Source organism: Paenibacillus sp. J22R232, from assembly GCF_056269165.1.
This window is the reverse complement of the sequence record NZ_JBWDNK010000007.1, coordinates 1-18,263: the sequence shown is the minus strand read 5'-3', so window position 1 is coordinate 18,263 and position 18,263 is coordinate 1. Positions and strand designations below refer to the sequence as shown.

Sequence of the window (18,263 nt, the reverse complement as noted above, 5' to 3'; positions counted from 1 at the left end):
ATCCCCTTATTCTTGTCTAATATCGGTTTTCAACTTTATTATTTTCTAGATATGGGATTGGAAATCCTTTTTTTCAAAAAAAAATAAAAAATGCCCCCCTGCAAGAGGGAGGCAGCCTACATTAACGAGCGTTACCGCCAAAAGTTTGCGTCACCTTGTACCAGAACCAATCAAGTGCTTGATCGATCGTTCTGCTCTGCCCCGCGATATGGCCGGTCGATGCAAGATTCAGGGAGCCGTCAATGACGGTCACATTGCCGTCTACCTCGCCTTTCACTTCAGCTGTTCCATTCTCGACGGTCAGGTTCCCCGTTAAATGGGCCCCCTCCGGCACGATGACTGTATTGCCTTCTATAATGACTTGCTGAAGATCCTCGCCTGCTACAATCAGCTTGTTGTCTTCTTCCCACATGGTAAAGAAGCTGCCCAGCATAACGAGTACAAATACAGCAGCAGCCGTAACGCCAGGGTACTTGTAAATAAACCGTACGACGCGGTTGCGCTGCTTCTGCTTCTTCGGCAGCTGCTGCATAATTCGCTGCGTTAAATGCTCCGATGCCTTCTTGTCATAATCCGCGGCAGGCTTAAGCGCTTCTAAAGTCTGGAACGCTGCGGCGTCCGTCTTCTGGAGCTGTTCAAACCGACTGCGGCAAGCCGGACAGGAAAGCAGATGGGATTTTAACGTACCGATATCTTCACGCGGCAGCTCGCCGTCCAAATAGTCATGCATCCATACGATGGCGACGTTGCAATTCATAGCAGCCAGTCCTTTCTTTCCATTGCTCGCGCATTAAGTTCTTATCTCGCTATTTAGGATACGTTGCGAGCGAGAGGGATGTTTCACTTTTTTTCGAAAAGGGGCAAGTATTCCGTCCCGTGCGTGAAATCCGCTCTTTTCTCTCCGAAAGAAGCCTATGTCCGCCGGGACATGGCTTCCGTCTATCATCAACCGTTCGCTCCGGTTATAATTTATGCTCGAGCTTCTTCCGAAGAAACTCCCTGCCGCGGTGGACGCGGGTCTTAATCGTCGTAACCGGCATGTCCAGCACGTCGCCAATCTCCTGCAAAGACAAATCCTGCATATAACGGAGCGTCATCACGCTCTTGTATTTCGGTGGCAACGAAGCGATAGCCGCATGAATGATGCGCTGCGTGTCCGAGAGCAGCAGTTCCGACTCAGGCGTGCGGTTGTCGCTCGGTATCATCGAGTAGCCATCCAGGCCTTCATGATCGTTGGACTCCGCATCCAGCGAATACGTGGGCTTACGCTTGCGCAGCCGGTCGATGCATAGATTCGTCGCGATCCGGTAAATCCATGTCGAGAATTTTAACGTATCGTCATACCGGTCTAGGTTTTTGTAAACGCGAAGGAACGTGTCCTGAACGACATCCTCCGCTTCCTGCCGGCTGTTTAACATTCGATATGCCATATGAAAGAGCTTATCTTGATAGAGGTCTACAAGCTCAGCAAATGCTTGCTGATCGCCTTTGAGCGCTAGCTTCGCCAGGCGTGCTTCCAATACATTCACCTTAACTCCTCCAAACCTTCCGTTCGTTCGGCCGATCGCCAAGAACCTAAACAAACTGTATGTAACCGCTGAGGATAGCGTCTTGCCTGTTCAAGTAAGTCGCGGCCGAAAAAGGGATTTCCAACCTTTGCCGCACTAGAAAAATCGTAATCCACCTGAACCGAAAAAGCAAGACAAATGAGAAAGAAGCTCATGAATTCCTGTAGCGTCCATTATAAAATGAATCGTTATTCAGCCCATTATATCGGTTTGGTACGAAGTCAGCAATCGACCTAAGGCTAGTTTCTCGTTTCGACCTCGGGCCAGTTGGCGAATCCCTCTTATGAACCAAAGGAAGGCCTGAGAGTATATCAGCTCTCAAGCCTTCCTTTACGTTTGCTTCTTACAGCGTATTCGTCTTCAACTGCTCCAGCACCTTATTGATCGTCGTCGTAGGAATAGCAAAGCCAATGCCCTGTGCCTCCGAGTTCACCGCCGTATTAATGCCGATTACCTCTCCCTGCTCATTGAGCAGCGGTCCGCCGGAGTTCCCCGGATTAATGGAAGCGTCCGTTTGCAGCAAATGCTCGTATTCATGGTCGCCTTGCTCGTCTGCAATCGTGATTGGGCGTTCTTTGGCGCTCAGGACACCCATCGTCAATGTTTGATCGAAGCCATACGGATTGCCGATGGCAATTACCCAGTCGCCGATTTGCGTGGCATCGGAGCTCCCAAGCTGGAGTGACGGGAACGCCTTGCCATCCGGACTCTCCACCTTAAGCACCGCCAAATCCAGCTCGTAGCTGGAGCCGAGCACTTTTGCCGTGAGCGGCTCGTCATAGCCTTGAACCGTAACCTTCACCTCTGACGCATCAGCGATTACATGCTCGTTTGTCAGAATATAACCATCCGATTCAAAGAAAAATCCTGTCCCGGAACCCATCAACTGAAGCTCTGCGCTGTTTTGTTGCTGTTGCTGCTCCTGCTGTTCTTGCTGCTGGCCGTTTCTGCCGGATTGCCCGCTTCCGAAAAACTGCCTAAAGCCCGGATCATCGAACATGGAAGAGGATTGCTCAGGCTGCGCATAGTTCTCGATCTTCACGACTGCCGGGCTAGCGGCCGCATAAACTGAGGCAATATCATCGCTCGTGCTTAATGATGCCGTTGACAAGCCTGCAGCCTGCTGGGCAGATTGGCTAACAACGCTAGTGCCGCCATTGCTTAAAGCTTGCTCATTGCCGCTGAACAAATTGTTTTTGTCCGCCATGTAGGAGAAGCCTCCAATCACTAGCGCGCCGATCAGAAACGATGCCACCAGCGTTTTAACCGATTGGCCGCCTTTTCGCTTCGGCTCCTTCCGTTCTTCCCTAAGCTGCAGCCTTTCATCCCTCTGCGTATTCAGCTCTCTCTCATACGAAGCTCTAAGCTCGCTGGTCGTTTTCGAAGATTCATAGATATAAGTAGTGGGAGGAGTCTCGCTTGCGTTATTCGATGTATGTGTTTCGGAATAAGTAGAGTTTGTCGAATCATGATCATTGCGTTTGTTTTCCTCATTCATGTCTATCATCCTTCCTTCATGTAGGTGTCTGCTTCCTATGTATCTATCATGCAGGATGTACCTTAAACGAAACTTAAGGGGATCATAAATGAGCATAAGAAAATAAACGCCCTGATTTCAGCTTCCTTTAATGTTCACGATAGCATCTACCGGCACCTAAGCCGCATGCAAAAAAAAGCCAGCCACGGCTTGCGCCGTGACCAGCTTCCATAATTGAATATTTGCTTTAGCCTGTATTCCGAAGGCCAGCCGCAATGCCGTTAATCGTCAGAAGCACCTCGCGGAGCAGCTGCGGATCATCCTCTTCGTTGTCGCGAAGCGCACGCAGCTCGGTTAGAAGCTGCACTTGCATATAGCTAAGCGGATCAACGTAAGGGTTGCGCAAGCGGATTGATTCTTGAATAACAGGTACGTTATCCAAAATTTCCGTTTGGCCAGTGATGCTAAGAATAAGCTCAGAGGTCAGCTTGTATTCCTGCTCGATTTGCTCGAAAATGCGGTCGCGAATCGTTTTGTCCTTGATCATATCCGCGTATTCCTTCGCAATGACCAAATCCGCTTTCGCCAGCGCCATTTGGAGATTGTCGATTAGTGAGCGGAAGAACGGAAACTTCTCGTACATCGTACGAAGCGTATTCAGCTTAGACTCATCTTCGCCGGCATACTGTTTAAGCGCCGTACCTGCAGCATACCAGGCTGGTAACAAATAGCGGCTTTGCGTCCAAGCGAACACCCAAGGGATGGCACGCAGATCCTCAAAGCGATCGCTGTTCTTACGCTTGGATGGGCGTGAGCCGATATTAAGCTCGCCAACCTCAGGCAGCGGTGTCGATTCCTTGAAGTAGGTCAAGAAATCCGGATCGCGGAAAATCAGATCCTGATACTTCTCAAGCGCAGTCTCAGAGATCGACCGTGCAATGTCATCCCACTCCGCTTCTGCTTGCGGCGCTTGCTCTGGGTATTTCGCCAGGCGAGCAGCCGTAATCAGTGCCCAAGTCGCTTGCTCTAGGCTGCGGTAAGCAATGCCTTGCATCGAATAACGGGACGAGAGAACCTCGCCTTGCTCCGTAATTTTGATGCCTCCGCCTATCGTATGAGGCGGCTGTGCAAGAATACTGCGGTTAAGCGGCATTCCACCGCGGCCAAGCGCACCGCCACGGCCGTGGAAGAACTTCAGCTTCACGTCGTACTCTTTGCCTGCTGACGTAATTTCCTTCAACGCCACGCGCAGCTCCCAGTTCGCCGTAACAACGCCGCCGTCTTTGTTGCTGTCTGAATAGCCAAGCATAATTTCGTGCAGATTGCCGCGGGCAGCAACTGCTTGCCGGTACACGGGAAGCTCGAACAATTCCTTCATGATAGCCGGTGCCGCATGAAGATCGTCGATCGTCTCGAACAATGGAACCGATTGAAGCGTGCAGCGAATGGAACCGTCCGCTTCTTTGCGGAACAAGCCGACTTCCTTCGCAAAAACCATAACCTCAAGCATATCGCTCGCTGCCTGCGTCATGCTGATCAGGTAGCTGGAGATACAGTTAACGCCAAATTCTTGCTGTGCGCGATAAATCGTATGGTAGACGTTCAAGCATTCACGCGTCGACTCCGAATAATCCAGATGCCCCGACGTTAACGGGCGCGGATCATTCAAAAGACGGTGAAGCAGATCCGTTTTCTCTTCTTCGGAAAGCGAAGCGTAGTCCGCAACGACGTTCATTTTGGCCAAAATCTCGGACATCGCGTTCTCATGCTCTTGGCTATGCTGACGAACGTCAAGCGCCATGAGATGGAAACCAAACAGCTCTACTTGACGAATCAGCTTGGCTAGCGCCGTATCTGCTACGTAGTCCGCAAAGTGGTGGCGCAGGCTGCGGTCGATGATAAGAAGATCCGCACGAAGCTCATCCGGATGGTTATAGCGCATCTGCGAGCCCTTAAGGGACTCATCGCGCGTGTTAGCTAGCTTCTCAAGCATGAAGCCGAGCTTAATCCGGTAAGGCTCCTTCGTGTTTCTCCACAGATCCACGCATTTCAGCTCTACATGCTCGCGGTCCGAACGAATCGATTCCACAAGCTCCTCGGAAATCTCAACCAGATTCGTGCTGAAGCTGAGCAGGTCCATAAGCTCATTAAGCTTTTCTTCATACTTGCGAATAGCCAGCTGGCGGTGAAGCGACAACGTTTCCCAAGTCACCTTCGCCGTTACAGACGGATTGCCGTCGCGGTCTCCGCCGATCCATGAGCCAAAGCGCAGGTAATCAGGCACATGCCAGTTTTCATTCGGATAATATTTGCTCAGGCAGCGCTCAAGCTCCTCATAGACGTTCGGCAGCACCTCGAACAATGTTTCGTCGAAGTAGTACAGGCCGTTGCGAACCTCGTCGATAACGGTTGGCTTGCGGTCGCGCAGCTCATCGGTTTGCCATAGAATAAGAACCTCATTCATGAGCTTCTCGCGCAGCTTCTCGCGTTCGCGATAGGTGAGCGTTGGATTATCCAGCTCCATGACGTCAATCGCAATCCGCTTATGAATATCCAATACCGCACGGCGTGTTGCCTCGGTCGGATGCGCAGTCATAACAAGCTCAAGCGAAATGTTGCTAAGAATATCTTGCACGTCTTCGATCGCAATGCCGCGCTCCTTCAAATCCTGAACGGCACTCTCAATCGAGCCTCGTTGAACCGCTTCGCCAGAGGAAACCTCATAATCACGTTTCCGTCTAATCCGGTGGTTTTGCTCAGCAATATTGACGAGCTGAAAATAAATAGCAAACGCCCTAATCACTTGGTGACGTATTTCCGGGCCAAGGGAAGATACGTTTTCTTTGAATTGATCAAATATTTCCGGTACGAATTCAGCGCGAAGCGCTTTGCTTTGCTCACGAATCCGTTCTACGATATCAAGCAGCTCCCGGCCGCCTTGATGAACGAGAACTTCGCCGAGAATGTTACCTAGAAACCGGACATCGCGTCGCAGCAAATTGTTGGCCTGCTGCCGATTTGTCGTCAAAGTAGATGCAGATTGATCCGACATACTGTTCCTCCTAAATTTTTGCGAAGCGAACTCGCTCCGTAAGCATTTACTTGTATTGCGAAGCTGAAATCACTTCATAAGCTTGCATGTACAACATGAACGTTTTTTGACTTCTACCATCATACTACAAAAACCTACAGGGTTGAAGCCCTCAGCCCAATCCGCCCAAAAACATCGCAGCCGCATAGCCACGGGCAGTTTCCTCTTTTTTCCGGACCGCTCAGCCAACAATCGGCATCAGAAAAACCGCGCCGCCTTTCCATGAAAGGCGACGCGGTTTAGCTTAAAGCTGCTTTATGCCATTAATTGAATCCATATTGCGAGCATTTTCGCTGTTTCCTCACGGGTAGCAGCATCCTTCGGCGCGAATTGGCTAGCCCCGCTTCCCGCTGCCGTCTTGCCGTTAATGATGCCTGCTGCCTGTGCTGCTGCAGCTGCTTCCTTCGCGAATCCGCTTATCGAGGATTCATCTGCAAAGGCTTGCGCATTTGTATTGCTCGGCAATGCAAAGCCCATTAGCTCGCTGAACCTCACGATCATCGTGACCAGCTGCTCGCGGCTAATATTGGCCTTCGGTTCAAACTTCCCATCGCCAATGCCTCCGGCAATGCCATTCTCGGAAGCCCATGCAACTGCCCCCGCATAATAATCTGTAGCCTTCACATCCGTGAAGCTTGAAGCTTTTTCCGCATCCAGGTCAGCTCCGGCAATGCGAGCAAGAATGAGCGCGAAATCCGCTCTCGTCATATTCGCTTTCGGCGCGAACTTGTCGCCGCCCATGCCTCCGATGATGCCTCTGGAGGATAGATACACGATGGAATCCTTAGCGAAGCTTGACGCCGTATCGCCAAAGCTAACTTGATTATAGCCAATAGCGTATGTTGAGAAATGGTCGACCGTGAAATGCAGCTGACCTGTCAACGCATCATATACGCTGTTAGGGACAACGACAGGCTGCCCATCACTGCCTACATAGTAGATGACAACCGCATGGCTGTCTTCGTTCGCTTGCAATGTGTAAGGAATGCTTAGCCGCGCTTTGCCGCCAAGCAAATCGGTTACAGCCGAGCCGCCCGCTGTCACATCGAATTCAAAGGCCGGGTGGCTGCCTATAACTGCCTTGGCTGACTCACTAAGCTTTTCCTTGTCGGCCTGCTTTACGGTAACTGAAACCTGATCTTTCCCTGCAGCTGCGGTAAGCGTGCCAATCGCCTTGGAATCGAAAGAAATCATGCCGAGCTCCGTATTCAGACTAAGTGTCTTCAGCCCGCTCGCTGCAAGCTGTGCAATCGCTTCTTTCTCGAACAGGATCGAAGCGGACACGGCAGGCTTATCTGATGTCGCCTTAAATTCGATCGAACCTGGCTTGCCGCCTGCTGCCTTATTAAGAGCCTCAAGTGCCGAAGCTACTTGGCTCGTCTTAATGGTCGCAGTAGACTTGCCGCTGCTGTCTGTCGTTGCCGCAATAACCGTGACTGCCTTCACCGTATCTCCATTCACGATAGTCGTATCCGAATTACCCGGAGCAGGCGTTGGCGACGGTACTGACGGCGTATGGCTTACCGTGCTTTCACTAACCGTAACCTTCGTCTCCGCTTGGCCATAACCGTCTGCGCTTGTCGCAGCAATTACCGCAGTACCCGGCGAAACCGCCGTCACGCTGCCGTTAGCGTCTACTTTCGCTACCGCTGGGTTCGAGGACGACCACACGGAGGTTGCCGGGCTGCCGTCTGCAGGCTCCACGGTTGCGTTAAGCTTCACTGCCGCATCTCCTACTTTAATGGCCAGTGACGCACGATCTACGGTTACTTTTGAAACATTCAATTGATACACGCCGACCTTGCCGCCTACCTCATAGGCAACCAATAGAAGCGGCTGTCCCGTTGGACTTATGCTAGCCGGAATAAATTCCAAGCCCTCAGGGCCTGTGTCCGTATTGAAATTGTCCTTGCCTTCGCCATCCTTGAACACGCGGGAATTCGTATAATTGACGAACTTCGCGTTTGCCGGATCCGTTACGTCATAAGTCATGAAGCCGCCGATACGCTCTAGACCTACGAAGGCAAGCACCTTGCTGCCTACTTTTCCGGTCTTGATGTCCTCTGGCTCCGGCCCCTTCTTCCCGCTACGGTCATCGAGCGCAGTCTTGCTATTGCTCGTATTGAAATACGCAGGCAGGCGTTTTGCCGTTATCGCCTCGAAATCGCTGCCGCTGTCGAAGACCTGGTCCATCGAATCCGCGTTCCAGATGGAGAAGGAACGTCCCCCATACAAGTAGATGCCGTCATTTCCCATATCGCTTGCCACTTCGACTCCGTCGTACGCGGTTTTGCCGTTAAGGAAAATGGCCGCCGCCGAGTTAGGATCAAGACTGCCCTTCAAAGCGCCGATCGTGCTTCCGTTCGTACGGTTCGGCCACTCGGTTACGTCACCTTCATTAGCCGTAAACAAGTAAGTTTGTCCGTCAATCGTGTGGGATGCGATGCCATCCGGCATATACATGCCTTTGAAAGGGACATTTTCGAGCTTAATCGCGCTGTCTTTAACAAGATCCAGCGCATTGCGCGCTTCATTGTAATCCTTCAAGCCTAGCGCCTTCACGGCTTTCACTTTATTCGTTGCAATGTCGATTAACGCGATCGCGTTGTTCTCCTGCAGAGATACATACGCCGTCTTGTTATCCTCCGACAGTGTAATATACTCCGGCTCCAAATCATAAAGCGCGTCCGCTTTCGTCCCGCTGGACTTGATCTTGCCGTCGATAGGATCCGCTTGACCGCGAATATGAACGCCGTCCTCGATTACCGATGCATCATCAAAGTAAACCTGCGTAGACACACCCGTTTCCGTGTTGACGATCGTTACGCTGCCTTTCGGATCGGTCGTGCCCAGACGCGGCTCAGCCTCGTCTGCGCTAAGGATATACTTGCCGTCCTGCGTCGATTTAATCATATCGGGCTGTACGCCCGTTTTGTAAGTCGTCACCAAGTTCCCGTCATAGTCGAGGACTAATATTTTGCCCGCTTTAAGGGAATCCGCCTCCTGTACGGTTACTGAGACATGCTTCGTGACATTGTTAATGTCTACGCTTGTCAAGTCGCCATATAAGAAGCCGTCGGTTTCCGCTAAGTCCTTAACCGTTATCGTCTTTTCCTTGATGAGTGTCCCGGTTCCGTTACCAAGGCCTACGATATCCAAGCTCGGAGGATTGCCAGAACCATTCACCAAGTAAAACTTCCCGTTATCTTTGTTGAATTTGACGATTTCGGCAACGCCGCCGTCTTTATTGAATAGACCTACGGCATACTCTCCGATTTTCGTCACATTCAGCGTATCGTCAAACGCCTCAGATAGAGGTTCAATATCCATATCCGTGCTAGCATCAACAATTGCGAGGCGAATGTTTCCATCAAACACGGCGATTACGCCGGTCGCTTTCACCGTGTCACCGATAGCAAGCTTCGGCAATGCTCCGTTCACATACAAGAGCATCCCGTTATCCAGCAGGATTGTTTTTGCCGTTTCGTCAATGGCTTCAGCCTTTCCGGTTGATGTCACTCTTCTGCCATGCATTTCGGGCGTTACCATCGAAAGCTTGTCCACGATGAGCATCGAGCTATCAAACGTATCCTCTGCCGTCAGACTGTAGATACCGTTGTTCAGCCTCAGAACCTGCGGATCGCCTTTTACGCGAATCTCACCCTCATGAAGGCCTGCCATACCGGTTACGCGTACTTCTGCGCCGACCGGGATCGATGCATCCATGCCTTCTACCGCAATTGCCCCCGTGAAGGATTGTACATAGCGTACTGCTGCTGCTTGACCATTATCTGCTTTTACTCGCGGCGTTGTTACCAAGCCTTCTATAACGACGTTTGTATCAGCTTCCAGCGACTGAAGCGAGCCAATAAGCTTCACGAAGCCCTGTACAACTACCGTCTCACCCTCCGCATCGCCAGACTTTGTAGGAGATGGGTCCACGATTGCAAAATCAATCGCATTATTGTTTGAATCCTGGAAGTTCACGCGGCGAACGCCTTTAATTGCAGCAGGCAGCGACGATCCATTACCTGCAGAAGCTCCTTCATGCAGCGAAGTTGTAAGCCTGCCAAAGCCCACTGCATCTACAACTGACTCTGATGCGTAAGTTCCTTGATACAGCTCTACCGTTCCATCCGTATCGGACATGCCGATCGATTGTTCCTTCGTGCTTGCGTACGCATCAGCCTCGAAGGCTTCGCCGTAATTTTTGTCGCTTGTATTTCCCCAAGTCGCTTCAAGGCGCACAAGGTAATAATCGTTAGGCAAAATAACCGCATCTTGGTCAAAATCATAACCTTGAATGGTGGTCGCGCCTTTATTGCTGTATTTCAAGTGATAGCCTGCAAGCGAGATCGGCTCGGCAGTCGGATTATAGAGCTCTACAAAATCGTACAGGTAAGGTGCTGCAACCGGAGGCGTTTCCTTATTGACTTTGCCGCCTCCTCCATATACTTCATTGATTAGCACATGGTTTGCTGCCGCTATCTCTGAATTAATCGTAAGCTTAAACGACTTTGAAATGCTAAGCGGCGTTCCTGCCGTACTATCCGTTACCGTCACTGTCACATCGGCTTCTGAAACGGCTGACGTCGGCGTGCCGGCCAGCTCGCCATTCGTGTTCATGCTTAACCCGTTAGGCAGCCCTTCTGCCGTAAACGCATACGGAGCCGTTCCACCGGTAGCTTGTAAGAACGCTGAATATGCAGAATCTACATAACCATCCGTCAAAGCGGCCGTGCTGATCGCTAACGGCTGAACAACGCCAGGTCCCCATGCGCCATCCGCGCTGCTGCGAGGCAAAGCGGCGAGCAGAGCGTCTCCTGTAGCCGTTTCGTAATCGACTTGCTTGAAATCCAATTTATTGTTGTCCGTATCTCCGAAGTTGCTGCGGCGAATGGACTTCTTCTTCGACGTACCCTCAGACGATCCGGTCGGGTAGGCGGTTTCATAACCATCGATTTTGCTGCCGCTATCATTACTACCTGTACCTACCATGTCGACATAGCCATCTGGCATGGTGAGGAACGGGTTAGCTTCGGCAATTACCGTTTGGTTGCTCATTAGAGCAACCTTCATTCCTTTATTATTAATAAATTGATCAAAAGCCTGATCCGTTTTCATCGACAAATCTACCTTCGGATTTACCGCTCCAGTGGATTTTCCAGTAATCAGATAAGATGAATGAGCTTTAATTGTTCCTGTCAGCTTGAGCATCTTCCATTCCCTAGTTGGTTCTGCCTCTGGATTGGTGACGGGGTCGGCGTATTGCAGCGACCATCCCGTCAGATCGATATCGCTATTAGTCGGATTATAAAGTTCAATGAAGCCGTGAGATACCAGTACGCCTGAATCAACGGCTAAACCGCCACCGTACACTTGATTAATGACGACGTGCGGAACGCTAATGTCGTAAGCATTATCTTCTGTGTATGGCGTACCAACAGGCTGCAGACCCGCTGCCATCACCGGACCGCCAACCATTGCCATGCTAGCCGTAATTTCAGCGGCCAACAATAGCGATACCAACCTTTTGCTATAAATCTTCAAAAGCGACTCACTCCCATTTCTAATAAGTTAACTTAATTGTAAAGATCGATTATTACGTGAATATCAATCTTCCGTTAAGCTTTGGTAAATGAGAGCGACGCGTTTAGAAAAACTTTATATATAAAAAGCTGCCCCTCGGTTCGCTTGTACCGTGGCTCAAGAGAATGCACGCAGCACAATTGCTTCTCTTGTGAACCACAGATTGTTACGATCTGAAGGACAGCTATATGGCAGATAAATAAAAAAGATCTAATCAGAATCAATTCTATAAACACATGAGCGATAGTTGGATTCTTCCGGGAGAGGTAACGGATGCGGCAATGAATAAAAATATATGGAGATTGCTGCAACAAATATAAGTATAAATGAAACACATGCAACAACGGATGAAAAACAAAAAAAGCCTTGCTGCGCAAGGCTTTCGGGTTTAAATAGTTGGAGCGGGTGATGGGAATCGAACCCACGCTATTAGCTTGGAAGGCTAAAGTTCTACCATTGAACTACACCCGCAAATAAATGAATATGGTCGGGACGACACGATTTGAACATGCGACCCCCTGGTCCCAAACCAGGTGCTCTACCAAGCTGAGCTACGTCCCGAAGTGTAAATGAATTGCGTCTACTAATGAGAAAATGGCGCGGCCTAAGAGATTCGAACTCCTGGCCTTTTGATTCGTAGTCAAACGCTCTATCCAGCTGAGCTAAGGCCGCACAATTTATGGAGCGGAAGACGGGAATCGAACCCGCGACCCTCGCCTTGGCAAGGCGATGCTCTACCGCTGAGCCACTTCCGCACGTTACTTTCGTTCGTCGTTTGTGATGTTTAACATCGCGGCGACAAGTAATAATATATCACCCCTGAAAACAAAAAGCAACTGTTTTTACAAAAAAGTTTTAATCTTTTTTCAAACGCTCTGGATCCCAATACCTCCAAAGCCAAAAAAGCCAATAATGTCGTGGGAATTCGGTTCCTTCTTCGGTTACTGCATCTTTTAAAACATATGCGATTGCGGTATCAATATGACCAATTTTCCAATAACACATATACGTATGCTCTGCTTACCTGGATATTCTTTATCCAGTGAGTAGCACGGTATCTTTTCAGTATCAGCACTCACATCTATAATTCAGTTGTTGATCCTTGTTTCTTGATTGTTACATTTTGCTTCCTGCTCTTTGCTCATTACAGGCATGTAGCATGGCAAAATCATTGTTAGCTACGGCGGTTGTTCATGTTCCATACAAAAAAGACTGTTCCGATGGCATGAAGCGCTCGGAAACAGTCTCTTGAGTTGCAAAACCAAATCAATTAAGCCTCTAAAGGCATTATACAGCTGATTCTAAAAATACCTGACTACGCTCCGGCAGCCGTCAGCGTCTTCTCTTGCTCCGCGCTTCTCTTAACCGCTACTTTGTCGGCAGCCGGTTGTCCAGCTAGCGCATAAGGCAAGCAAAGCGGAACGCCTGTGCGCGGATCCGGGACGATATCTGCTTCAATATTGAATACTTCGCGCATAATATCAGGCGTCATAACCTCGGCAGGCGATCCCTCGCCAACAACAACACCTGTCTTAATAGCAATCATATGATGCGCGTAACGCGTTGCATGGTTAAGATCATGTACGACCATGACGACTGTACGGTTGTTCGTTGCGTTAAGCTTTTGAAGCAGATGAAGTACCTCGAGTTGATGCGCCATATCAAGGAAAGTCGTTGGCTCATCCAGAAACAGGATATCCGTCTCCTGTGCCAAGGACATCGCGATCCAAGCACGTTGGCGCTGTCCGCCTGATAGATGGTCAACTGGGCGATCTGCAAAATCTGTCATGCCAGTCGCTTCGATTGCCCACTGTACGATACTCCGGTCTTCCTTGCTCATCGAGCCAAAACCCTTCTGATAAGGGAAACGTCCGTAGGATACCAGCTCCGCTACTGTCAGCCCATCCGGTGCGGTAGGATTCTGCGGCAAAATGGCCAGCTGCTTCGCTACTTCCTTCGTTGATTGCTTATGAATCGATTTGCCGTCCAGAAGCACACTGCCTTGGGATGGACTCATAATACGGGCCATCGTTTTCAAAATCGTCGATTTGCCCGATCCGTTGGCTCCAACCAGCGCCGTAATTTTCCCTTGTGGTATAGCAATGTTCAAATTCTTGACGATAAGACGATCATCATAACCAATATCAAGACCCGAAGTCGTTAGACGAATCATTGGACATGCACGCTCCTTCTGCTGCCGCGGCAGACATTTTCTGAATGTAAATATAAGTATTAGTATGTGGATTCCGTTTCTTCAAACGAAAATTGATAACGATTATCATTGACGTTTTAATGATAATGTTTCTCACGTCAAAAGTCAATGATTAACTCTGTGACGGATTATACTTCCATAGGCTATGAACCTTTTCAAAAAATAAAACCGCCCTCAACGCGAGGACGGTTCATACTGCTTTTTTACCACTTCAGCTTCGTTCCGAAAACGAGACCGTTGCTAATCAGCCTGCCAGGCGTCGTAATGAGCTTGCCCTGGGCATACATACCTGAGGATGCGCCGCCGTCCAAGTTCATTGCTTGCACAGCGCCAAGCTGCAGCATGATTTGTCCCCATTGCTTTATTGTTGCCTGTGGCACGGTTGCTAGGATGACCGTTCCATCTTTTTTAACGAGAATTCCGCTTCGCGCCGCAGAGTCGGTTAAAATTTTGGAGCTGCTGAAGCCTTCTCCCGAAGGATTAATTGCCAGCTTCGCATCTTTTACCAGCCTAGGTCCTGCTCCAACTGCCGTATGTACGCGTGACCAGGCAATTGGCGTTTTCGATAGATTGGTCATCTCGAGCTTATAGTCTACGACCGTGCCGACCTTGAAGCGTTCCGCCAGCTTTTCTTCTGAGCCTATAAAAACAAGGACGTATCCATCCGCTGGAATGCTGACGTTTTCTTTCTTGCTAATCTTTGTCACTTTCCCTTTACTTACTGTTATTGCCGTGCCTAAAGCAAAACCAACCTTTGCTCCTCGCTTCGGCGTAAACATAATAGCGGAGGAAGCACCAGCCGACGGCGTTCGGTTAATGAAATACACATACCAATTGTTCGGGAAAGCAAATGAACCGTCCGTGCCTCCCAGCACTTTAACGCGAAGCGAATCCATCACGACGGTGCCGTCCCAAGTAAAGCCGATTGCGGTTCCCGTATTACCGATATGCTCCACGTTGCCGTCTGCGATGACCGTGCCGTATGGCTCGGGGATGCCTCCGTAAGCCTCGAAGTAGGTTCCATTGATCGCGGCATCGGCGTTGTATGCTTTTGCGATCGATGCAAGCGGCTGAACGATGCCCACCTTACGGCTTGCTAGACCTGCCGTCATTGGAATTCCTTTAGGTATAACCACCGTTTGAACCGTATAGGACTTGCCTGATACACTGACCTTCTTCGCCTCGTGCTTCACCTTTAGCTTGGATACCGAAGCGGCAACCTGAACGGGAAGCTTGAGCTGGCCTTTGTAGCCGCTCGTTATGACGTCGACATATAGGTTAGCCGAGCCGGCTGCCACAGGGGTGACGACGCCCTTATCCGTAATGCGGACGATCGCAGCATTATCGGAGCGGAAGCTGAGGGCGACGGGATCGGACAGCTTCAGCTTGTCCGTGAGCAGGAGCCTCGTATCCAGCGGCAGCTTAAGCGTCGCCGCGGCGTAGGTAACCGCGACGGACCGGACAGGCCCCGCCGCGATGAGCTTGCTCCCGGACGCATACGCGAAGCGTCCGGCACCCATCGGCGCCACGCCGCTCGCGGGAACCGCGGCGTGCCCGCCGTAGGTGTACAAGATCGACTTGGCGGAGCCGTCGATCGCGTACACAGCGCCGGATCGGCCGCCGGCCAGCACGATGCCGGCGGCAGCATCCGGCGCCAGCGCCGCGGGGCCAAAGCCTCCGGCCCCGGCGGCGCTGATGCGCCATAGTTCCGCCCCGTCTGCGAGGCGGAACGCAGCAATGCCGTTGCCGCTAAGCTCCGCGGCAACGACAGCTCCTGCATCCCCGGGCAGAAGCACCGGGGATGTCCACCCGCCTGCGGGCGCAGCCGCAAGCTCGCGCGTGAATCGGACTTTGCCGTCCTCTTCATACGCAGCGACCGCTTTGCCCGCAAGCAGCAGCACGCCGCCGCCAACCCGGTCAGCGGCCAGCCTAGCCCCAAGCAGCGGCTGTTCCAATGCCGCTTCCCATACAACCGCTCCGGCACGCACTGCATAAAGCGTGCCGTTGCTTCCTAGGGCGTACACGCCGCTCTTACCTGCGGCGAGCTCCTTTACCGTGACGCCGTCAGGCAACAAAGCTGCCTGCTTCTCGCCTGTACTGCTTAGCGACAAGATCGCATGCTGATAGGAAAAATACGGAATCCCTTCTCCATCCGTCACCACCCCGGAGGGCTGCAGCTGTTCTTTTTTATTCTTGAAATAAAAAATACCTGCCTGCCCGCTATTTGCCGCCATATCATATTTGAACAGCCGTGCGCCTGTTCCTGCAATATAAACCTCGTTTTTCCAGTTTATAGCAGGAGCAGACAACTTGCTGTAAGTGTTCACACGCTTCATTTCTTTGCCCTTCCCGTCCAACACGGATAACCAACCGTTAGCAGTCACCGTAAAAAGATCGCCGTTGGGCAAAGCAAGCGGTGCATACAACATGCCTTCCGCTGTATACCGCCAATACTCCAGTTCCGCTTTGCTGCTTGCCGGATTCTTTGTCGCTGCTCCGTTTAATGCCGTGTTTGATGGTTCGGCAGCCAGCATGCTCCTGTTCCCAAGGGCAGCTGCAGTCTGCAAACCGTGGCTTCCTATATGGCTAATTCCAACTATCATAATTAGCAGAACAATAAAAGCTCTAAGTTTGTGGTTCCTCATTTTGTGATGCATCCTTCCAGTCTCCTTCATCTTCATAGATTCCAAATAGTCCCAATTAACTATATCGACAGCTCTATGCGCAAAATGAAGAGAGCTCTCGCTTATCAAAACTCATTATTACAATAGGCTAGCATCCTGTTAACCATTGCCATTCAGTGCTCTTACGCCATGCAGCAGCAACTAGAAAGATAAACCCTTATCCCTTCCCCTCATAAATCATTCAATTAGTTTATCGCACACTTCCTTAATCATTTAGCTGACTGATATTTAACCACAATCATTTTAGTGGATTATCTTGATAAGCTACTGATGAAAACCTGTTGGAGATTATCTAAAAAAAGGTGTAATTAAGGGGGACGATCAGCCTAAAGCACTATTAGGTGCGTTTTCTGACAATGTTTCTTGGGGATATGGAGGGAGTCGCGAACGAAAAGCAGACATCATGTTTCATTTCAGAAAATTCGTTTCAGTCAATTACAATCAGATATTGCAATCGAACAAATGAAGCGGAAATGACAAGCTTAGCCATTCAAGTATGTAAACAGCAAAAAACCCTTGTTCGCCAAGGGTTTTCTCATGGTATGGTGCGCGTAGAGGGACTTGAACCCCCACGGTCGCCCGCTAGATCCTAAGTCTAGTGCGTCTGCCAATTCCGCCATACGCGCATATTTCGTTGTGTTCTTGCTAAACCATGTTTTGTAGGACTTCCACCTACGTTACTTTGTTGACATACAAAGCGCTTCCCGATTAAGGGTTTTAAAGATGGTGCGCGTAGAGGGACTTGAACCCCCACGGTCGCCCGCTAGATCCTAAGTCTAGTGCGTCTGCCAATTCCGCCATACGCGCGCGTGAAATAAAAATATGGTGAGTCATGTAGGATTCGAACCTACGACACCCTGATTAAAAGTCAGGTGCTCTACCAACTGAGCTAATGACTCATAGTATAAGTGGCTGGGGATTCAGGGATCGAACCTGAGAATGACGGAGTCAAAGTCCGTTGCCTTACCGCTTGGCTAATCCCCAACAGCGATATGGTGGACGCTGACGGGATCGAACCGCCGACCCTCTGCTTGTAAGGCAGATGCTCTCCCAGCTGAGCTAAGCGTCCAAATATATAGGCGCCTTTTGTAAAAAAGGTAATTGGTGACCCGTAGGGGACTCGAACCCCTGTTACCTCCGTGAAAGGGAGGTGTCTTAACCACTTGACCAACGGGCCATGCATAAATTGAAGCTTGTCCATAAAGTTGAAAGAGTACTGGAGCTCTCAACCGGATTCGAACCGGTGACCTCATCCTTACCATGGATGCACTCTACCTACTGAGCTATGAGAGCATAATGGCTCCCCGAACAGGACTCGAACCTGTGACAACTCGATTAACAGTCGAGTGCTCTACCAACTGAGCTATCAGGGAACATTGCATATTTGCGTTGAAATGTCTCCAAGAGCTTCAACTGCAAAAGAGGCACGGTTGAACAACAAGGCATTGCGCCCTGAAAACTGGATACGAAAGATGAGGTTTGCTGAACCTTTACTGCTGCTGTCTACCGGATGTATGGGTCACGGTAAACGTGTTTAGGATAAGCCCTCGACCGATTAGTATTCGTCAGCTACACACATTGCTGTGCTTCCACCCCGAACCTATCAACCTCGTCGTCTTCAAGGGGTCTTACATACTGGGAA

Annotated in this window: 7 protein-coding genes, 12 tRNA genes and 1 rRNA gene; all 20 read right to left on the bottom strand. The window is 50.3% G+C overall.

The features are described from left to right. Positions 1-121: 121 nt before the first annotated feature. Positions 122-757, bottom strand: a complete 636-nt coding sequence (locus AC0YN3_RS20460) for a zf-HC2 domain-containing protein (RefSeq protein WP_475776813.1) — start codon at positions 755-757, stop codon at positions 122-124. Positions 758-962: 205 nt separating this feature from the next. Then, complete coding sequence (gene sigW / locus AC0YN3_RS20455; RefSeq protein ID WP_183565337.1) at positions 963-1,529, bottom strand: RNA polymerase sigma factor SigW; 567 nt, start codon at positions 1,527-1,529, stop codon at positions 963-965. A 382-nt stretch (positions 1,530-1,911) separates the two neighbouring features. Further along, entirely contained in the window at positions 1,912-3,066 is a 1,155-nt protein-coding gene (locus AC0YN3_RS20450; RefSeq protein ID WP_475776812.1) for a S1C family serine protease, read from the bottom strand. A gap of 226 nt (positions 3,067-3,292) precedes the next feature. Further along, complete coding sequence (ppc, locus tag AC0YN3_RS20445; RefSeq protein ID WP_475776811.1) at positions 3,293-6,097, bottom strand: phosphoenolpyruvate carboxylase; 2,805 nt, start codon at positions 6,095-6,097, stop codon at positions 3,293-3,295. Between the two features lie 294 nt (positions 6,098-6,391). Further along, entirely contained in the window at positions 6,392-11,686 is a 5,295-nt protein-coding gene (locus AC0YN3_RS20440; RefSeq protein ID WP_475776810.1) for a choice-of-anchor I family protein, read from the bottom strand. A gap of 436 nt (positions 11,687-12,122) precedes the next feature. Beyond that, positions 12,123-12,196 (bottom strand) — tRNA-Gly (locus AC0YN3_RS20435). Between the two features lie 13 nt (positions 12,197-12,209). Beyond that, positions 12,210-12,286: transfer RNA gene (locus AC0YN3_RS20430), tRNA-Pro, on the bottom strand. Positions 12,287-12,320: 34 nt separating this feature from the next. Next, a tRNA-Arg gene (locus AC0YN3_RS20425) sits at positions 12,321-12,397 on the bottom strand. A gap of 8 nt (positions 12,398-12,405) precedes the next feature. Beyond that, positions 12,406-12,480, bottom strand: a tRNA-Gly gene (locus tag AC0YN3_RS20420). Between the two features lie 560 nt (positions 12,481-13,040). Next, positions 13,041-13,898, bottom strand: coding sequence for an ABC transporter ATP-binding protein (locus AC0YN3_RS20415; RefSeq protein ID WP_475776809.1), 858 nt, complete (start codon positions 13,896-13,898; stop codon positions 13,041-13,043). Positions 13,899-14,140: 242 nt separating this feature from the next. After that, on the bottom strand, positions 14,141-16,582 hold the full coding sequence (locus tag AC0YN3_RS20410; protein WP_475776808.1) for a phosphodiester glycosidase family protein: 2,442 nt from the start codon (positions 16,580-16,582) through the stop codon (positions 14,141-14,143). A gap of 582 nt (positions 16,583-17,164) precedes the next feature. Then, positions 17,165-17,247: transfer RNA gene (locus AC0YN3_RS20405), tRNA-Leu, on the bottom strand. Between the two features lie 98 nt (positions 17,248-17,345). Further along, a tRNA-Leu gene (locus tag AC0YN3_RS20400) sits at positions 17,346-17,428 on the bottom strand. A gap of 16 nt (positions 17,429-17,444) precedes the next feature. Continuing rightward, positions 17,445-17,520 (bottom strand) — tRNA-Lys (locus AC0YN3_RS20395). A gap of 10 nt (positions 17,521-17,530) precedes the next feature. Continuing rightward, positions 17,531-17,605, bottom strand: a tRNA-Gln gene (locus AC0YN3_RS20390). A 9-nt stretch (positions 17,606-17,614) separates the two neighbouring features. Further along, positions 17,615-17,690 (bottom strand) — tRNA-Val (locus AC0YN3_RS20385). 33 nt (positions 17,691-17,723) lie between these two features. After that, positions 17,724-17,798: transfer RNA gene (locus AC0YN3_RS20380), tRNA-Glu, on the bottom strand. A gap of 40 nt (positions 17,799-17,838) precedes the next feature. Then, positions 17,839-17,914: transfer RNA gene (locus AC0YN3_RS20375), tRNA-Thr, on the bottom strand. Between the two features lie 4 nt (positions 17,915-17,918). Beyond that, positions 17,919-17,994: transfer RNA gene (locus tag AC0YN3_RS20370), tRNA-Asn, on the bottom strand. Between the two features lie 162 nt (positions 17,995-18,156). Beyond that, positions 18,157-18,263, bottom strand: a 23S ribosomal RNA gene (locus tag AC0YN3_RS20365); the annotation flags it as partial.

Coding starts and splice junctions, on each gene's coding strand:
- AC0YN3_RS20410 (WP_475776808.1), bottom strand. CDS start 16,582: ATGAGGAACCACAAACTTAGAGCTTTTATTGTTCTGCTAATTATGATA.
- ppc (WP_475776811.1), bottom strand. CDS start 6,097: ATGTCGGATCAATCTGCATCTACTTTGACGACAAATCGGCAGCAGGCC.
- AC0YN3_RS20415 (WP_475776809.1), bottom strand. CDS start 13,898: ATGATTCGTCTAACGACTTCGGGTCTTGATATTGGTTATGATGATCGT.
- AC0YN3_RS20450 (WP_475776812.1), bottom strand. CDS start 3,066: ATGAATGAGGAAAACAAACGCAATGATCATGATTCGACAAACTCTACT.
- AC0YN3_RS20460 (WP_475776813.1), bottom strand. CDS start 757: ATGAATTGCAACGTCGCCATCGTATGGATGCATGACTATTTGGACGGC.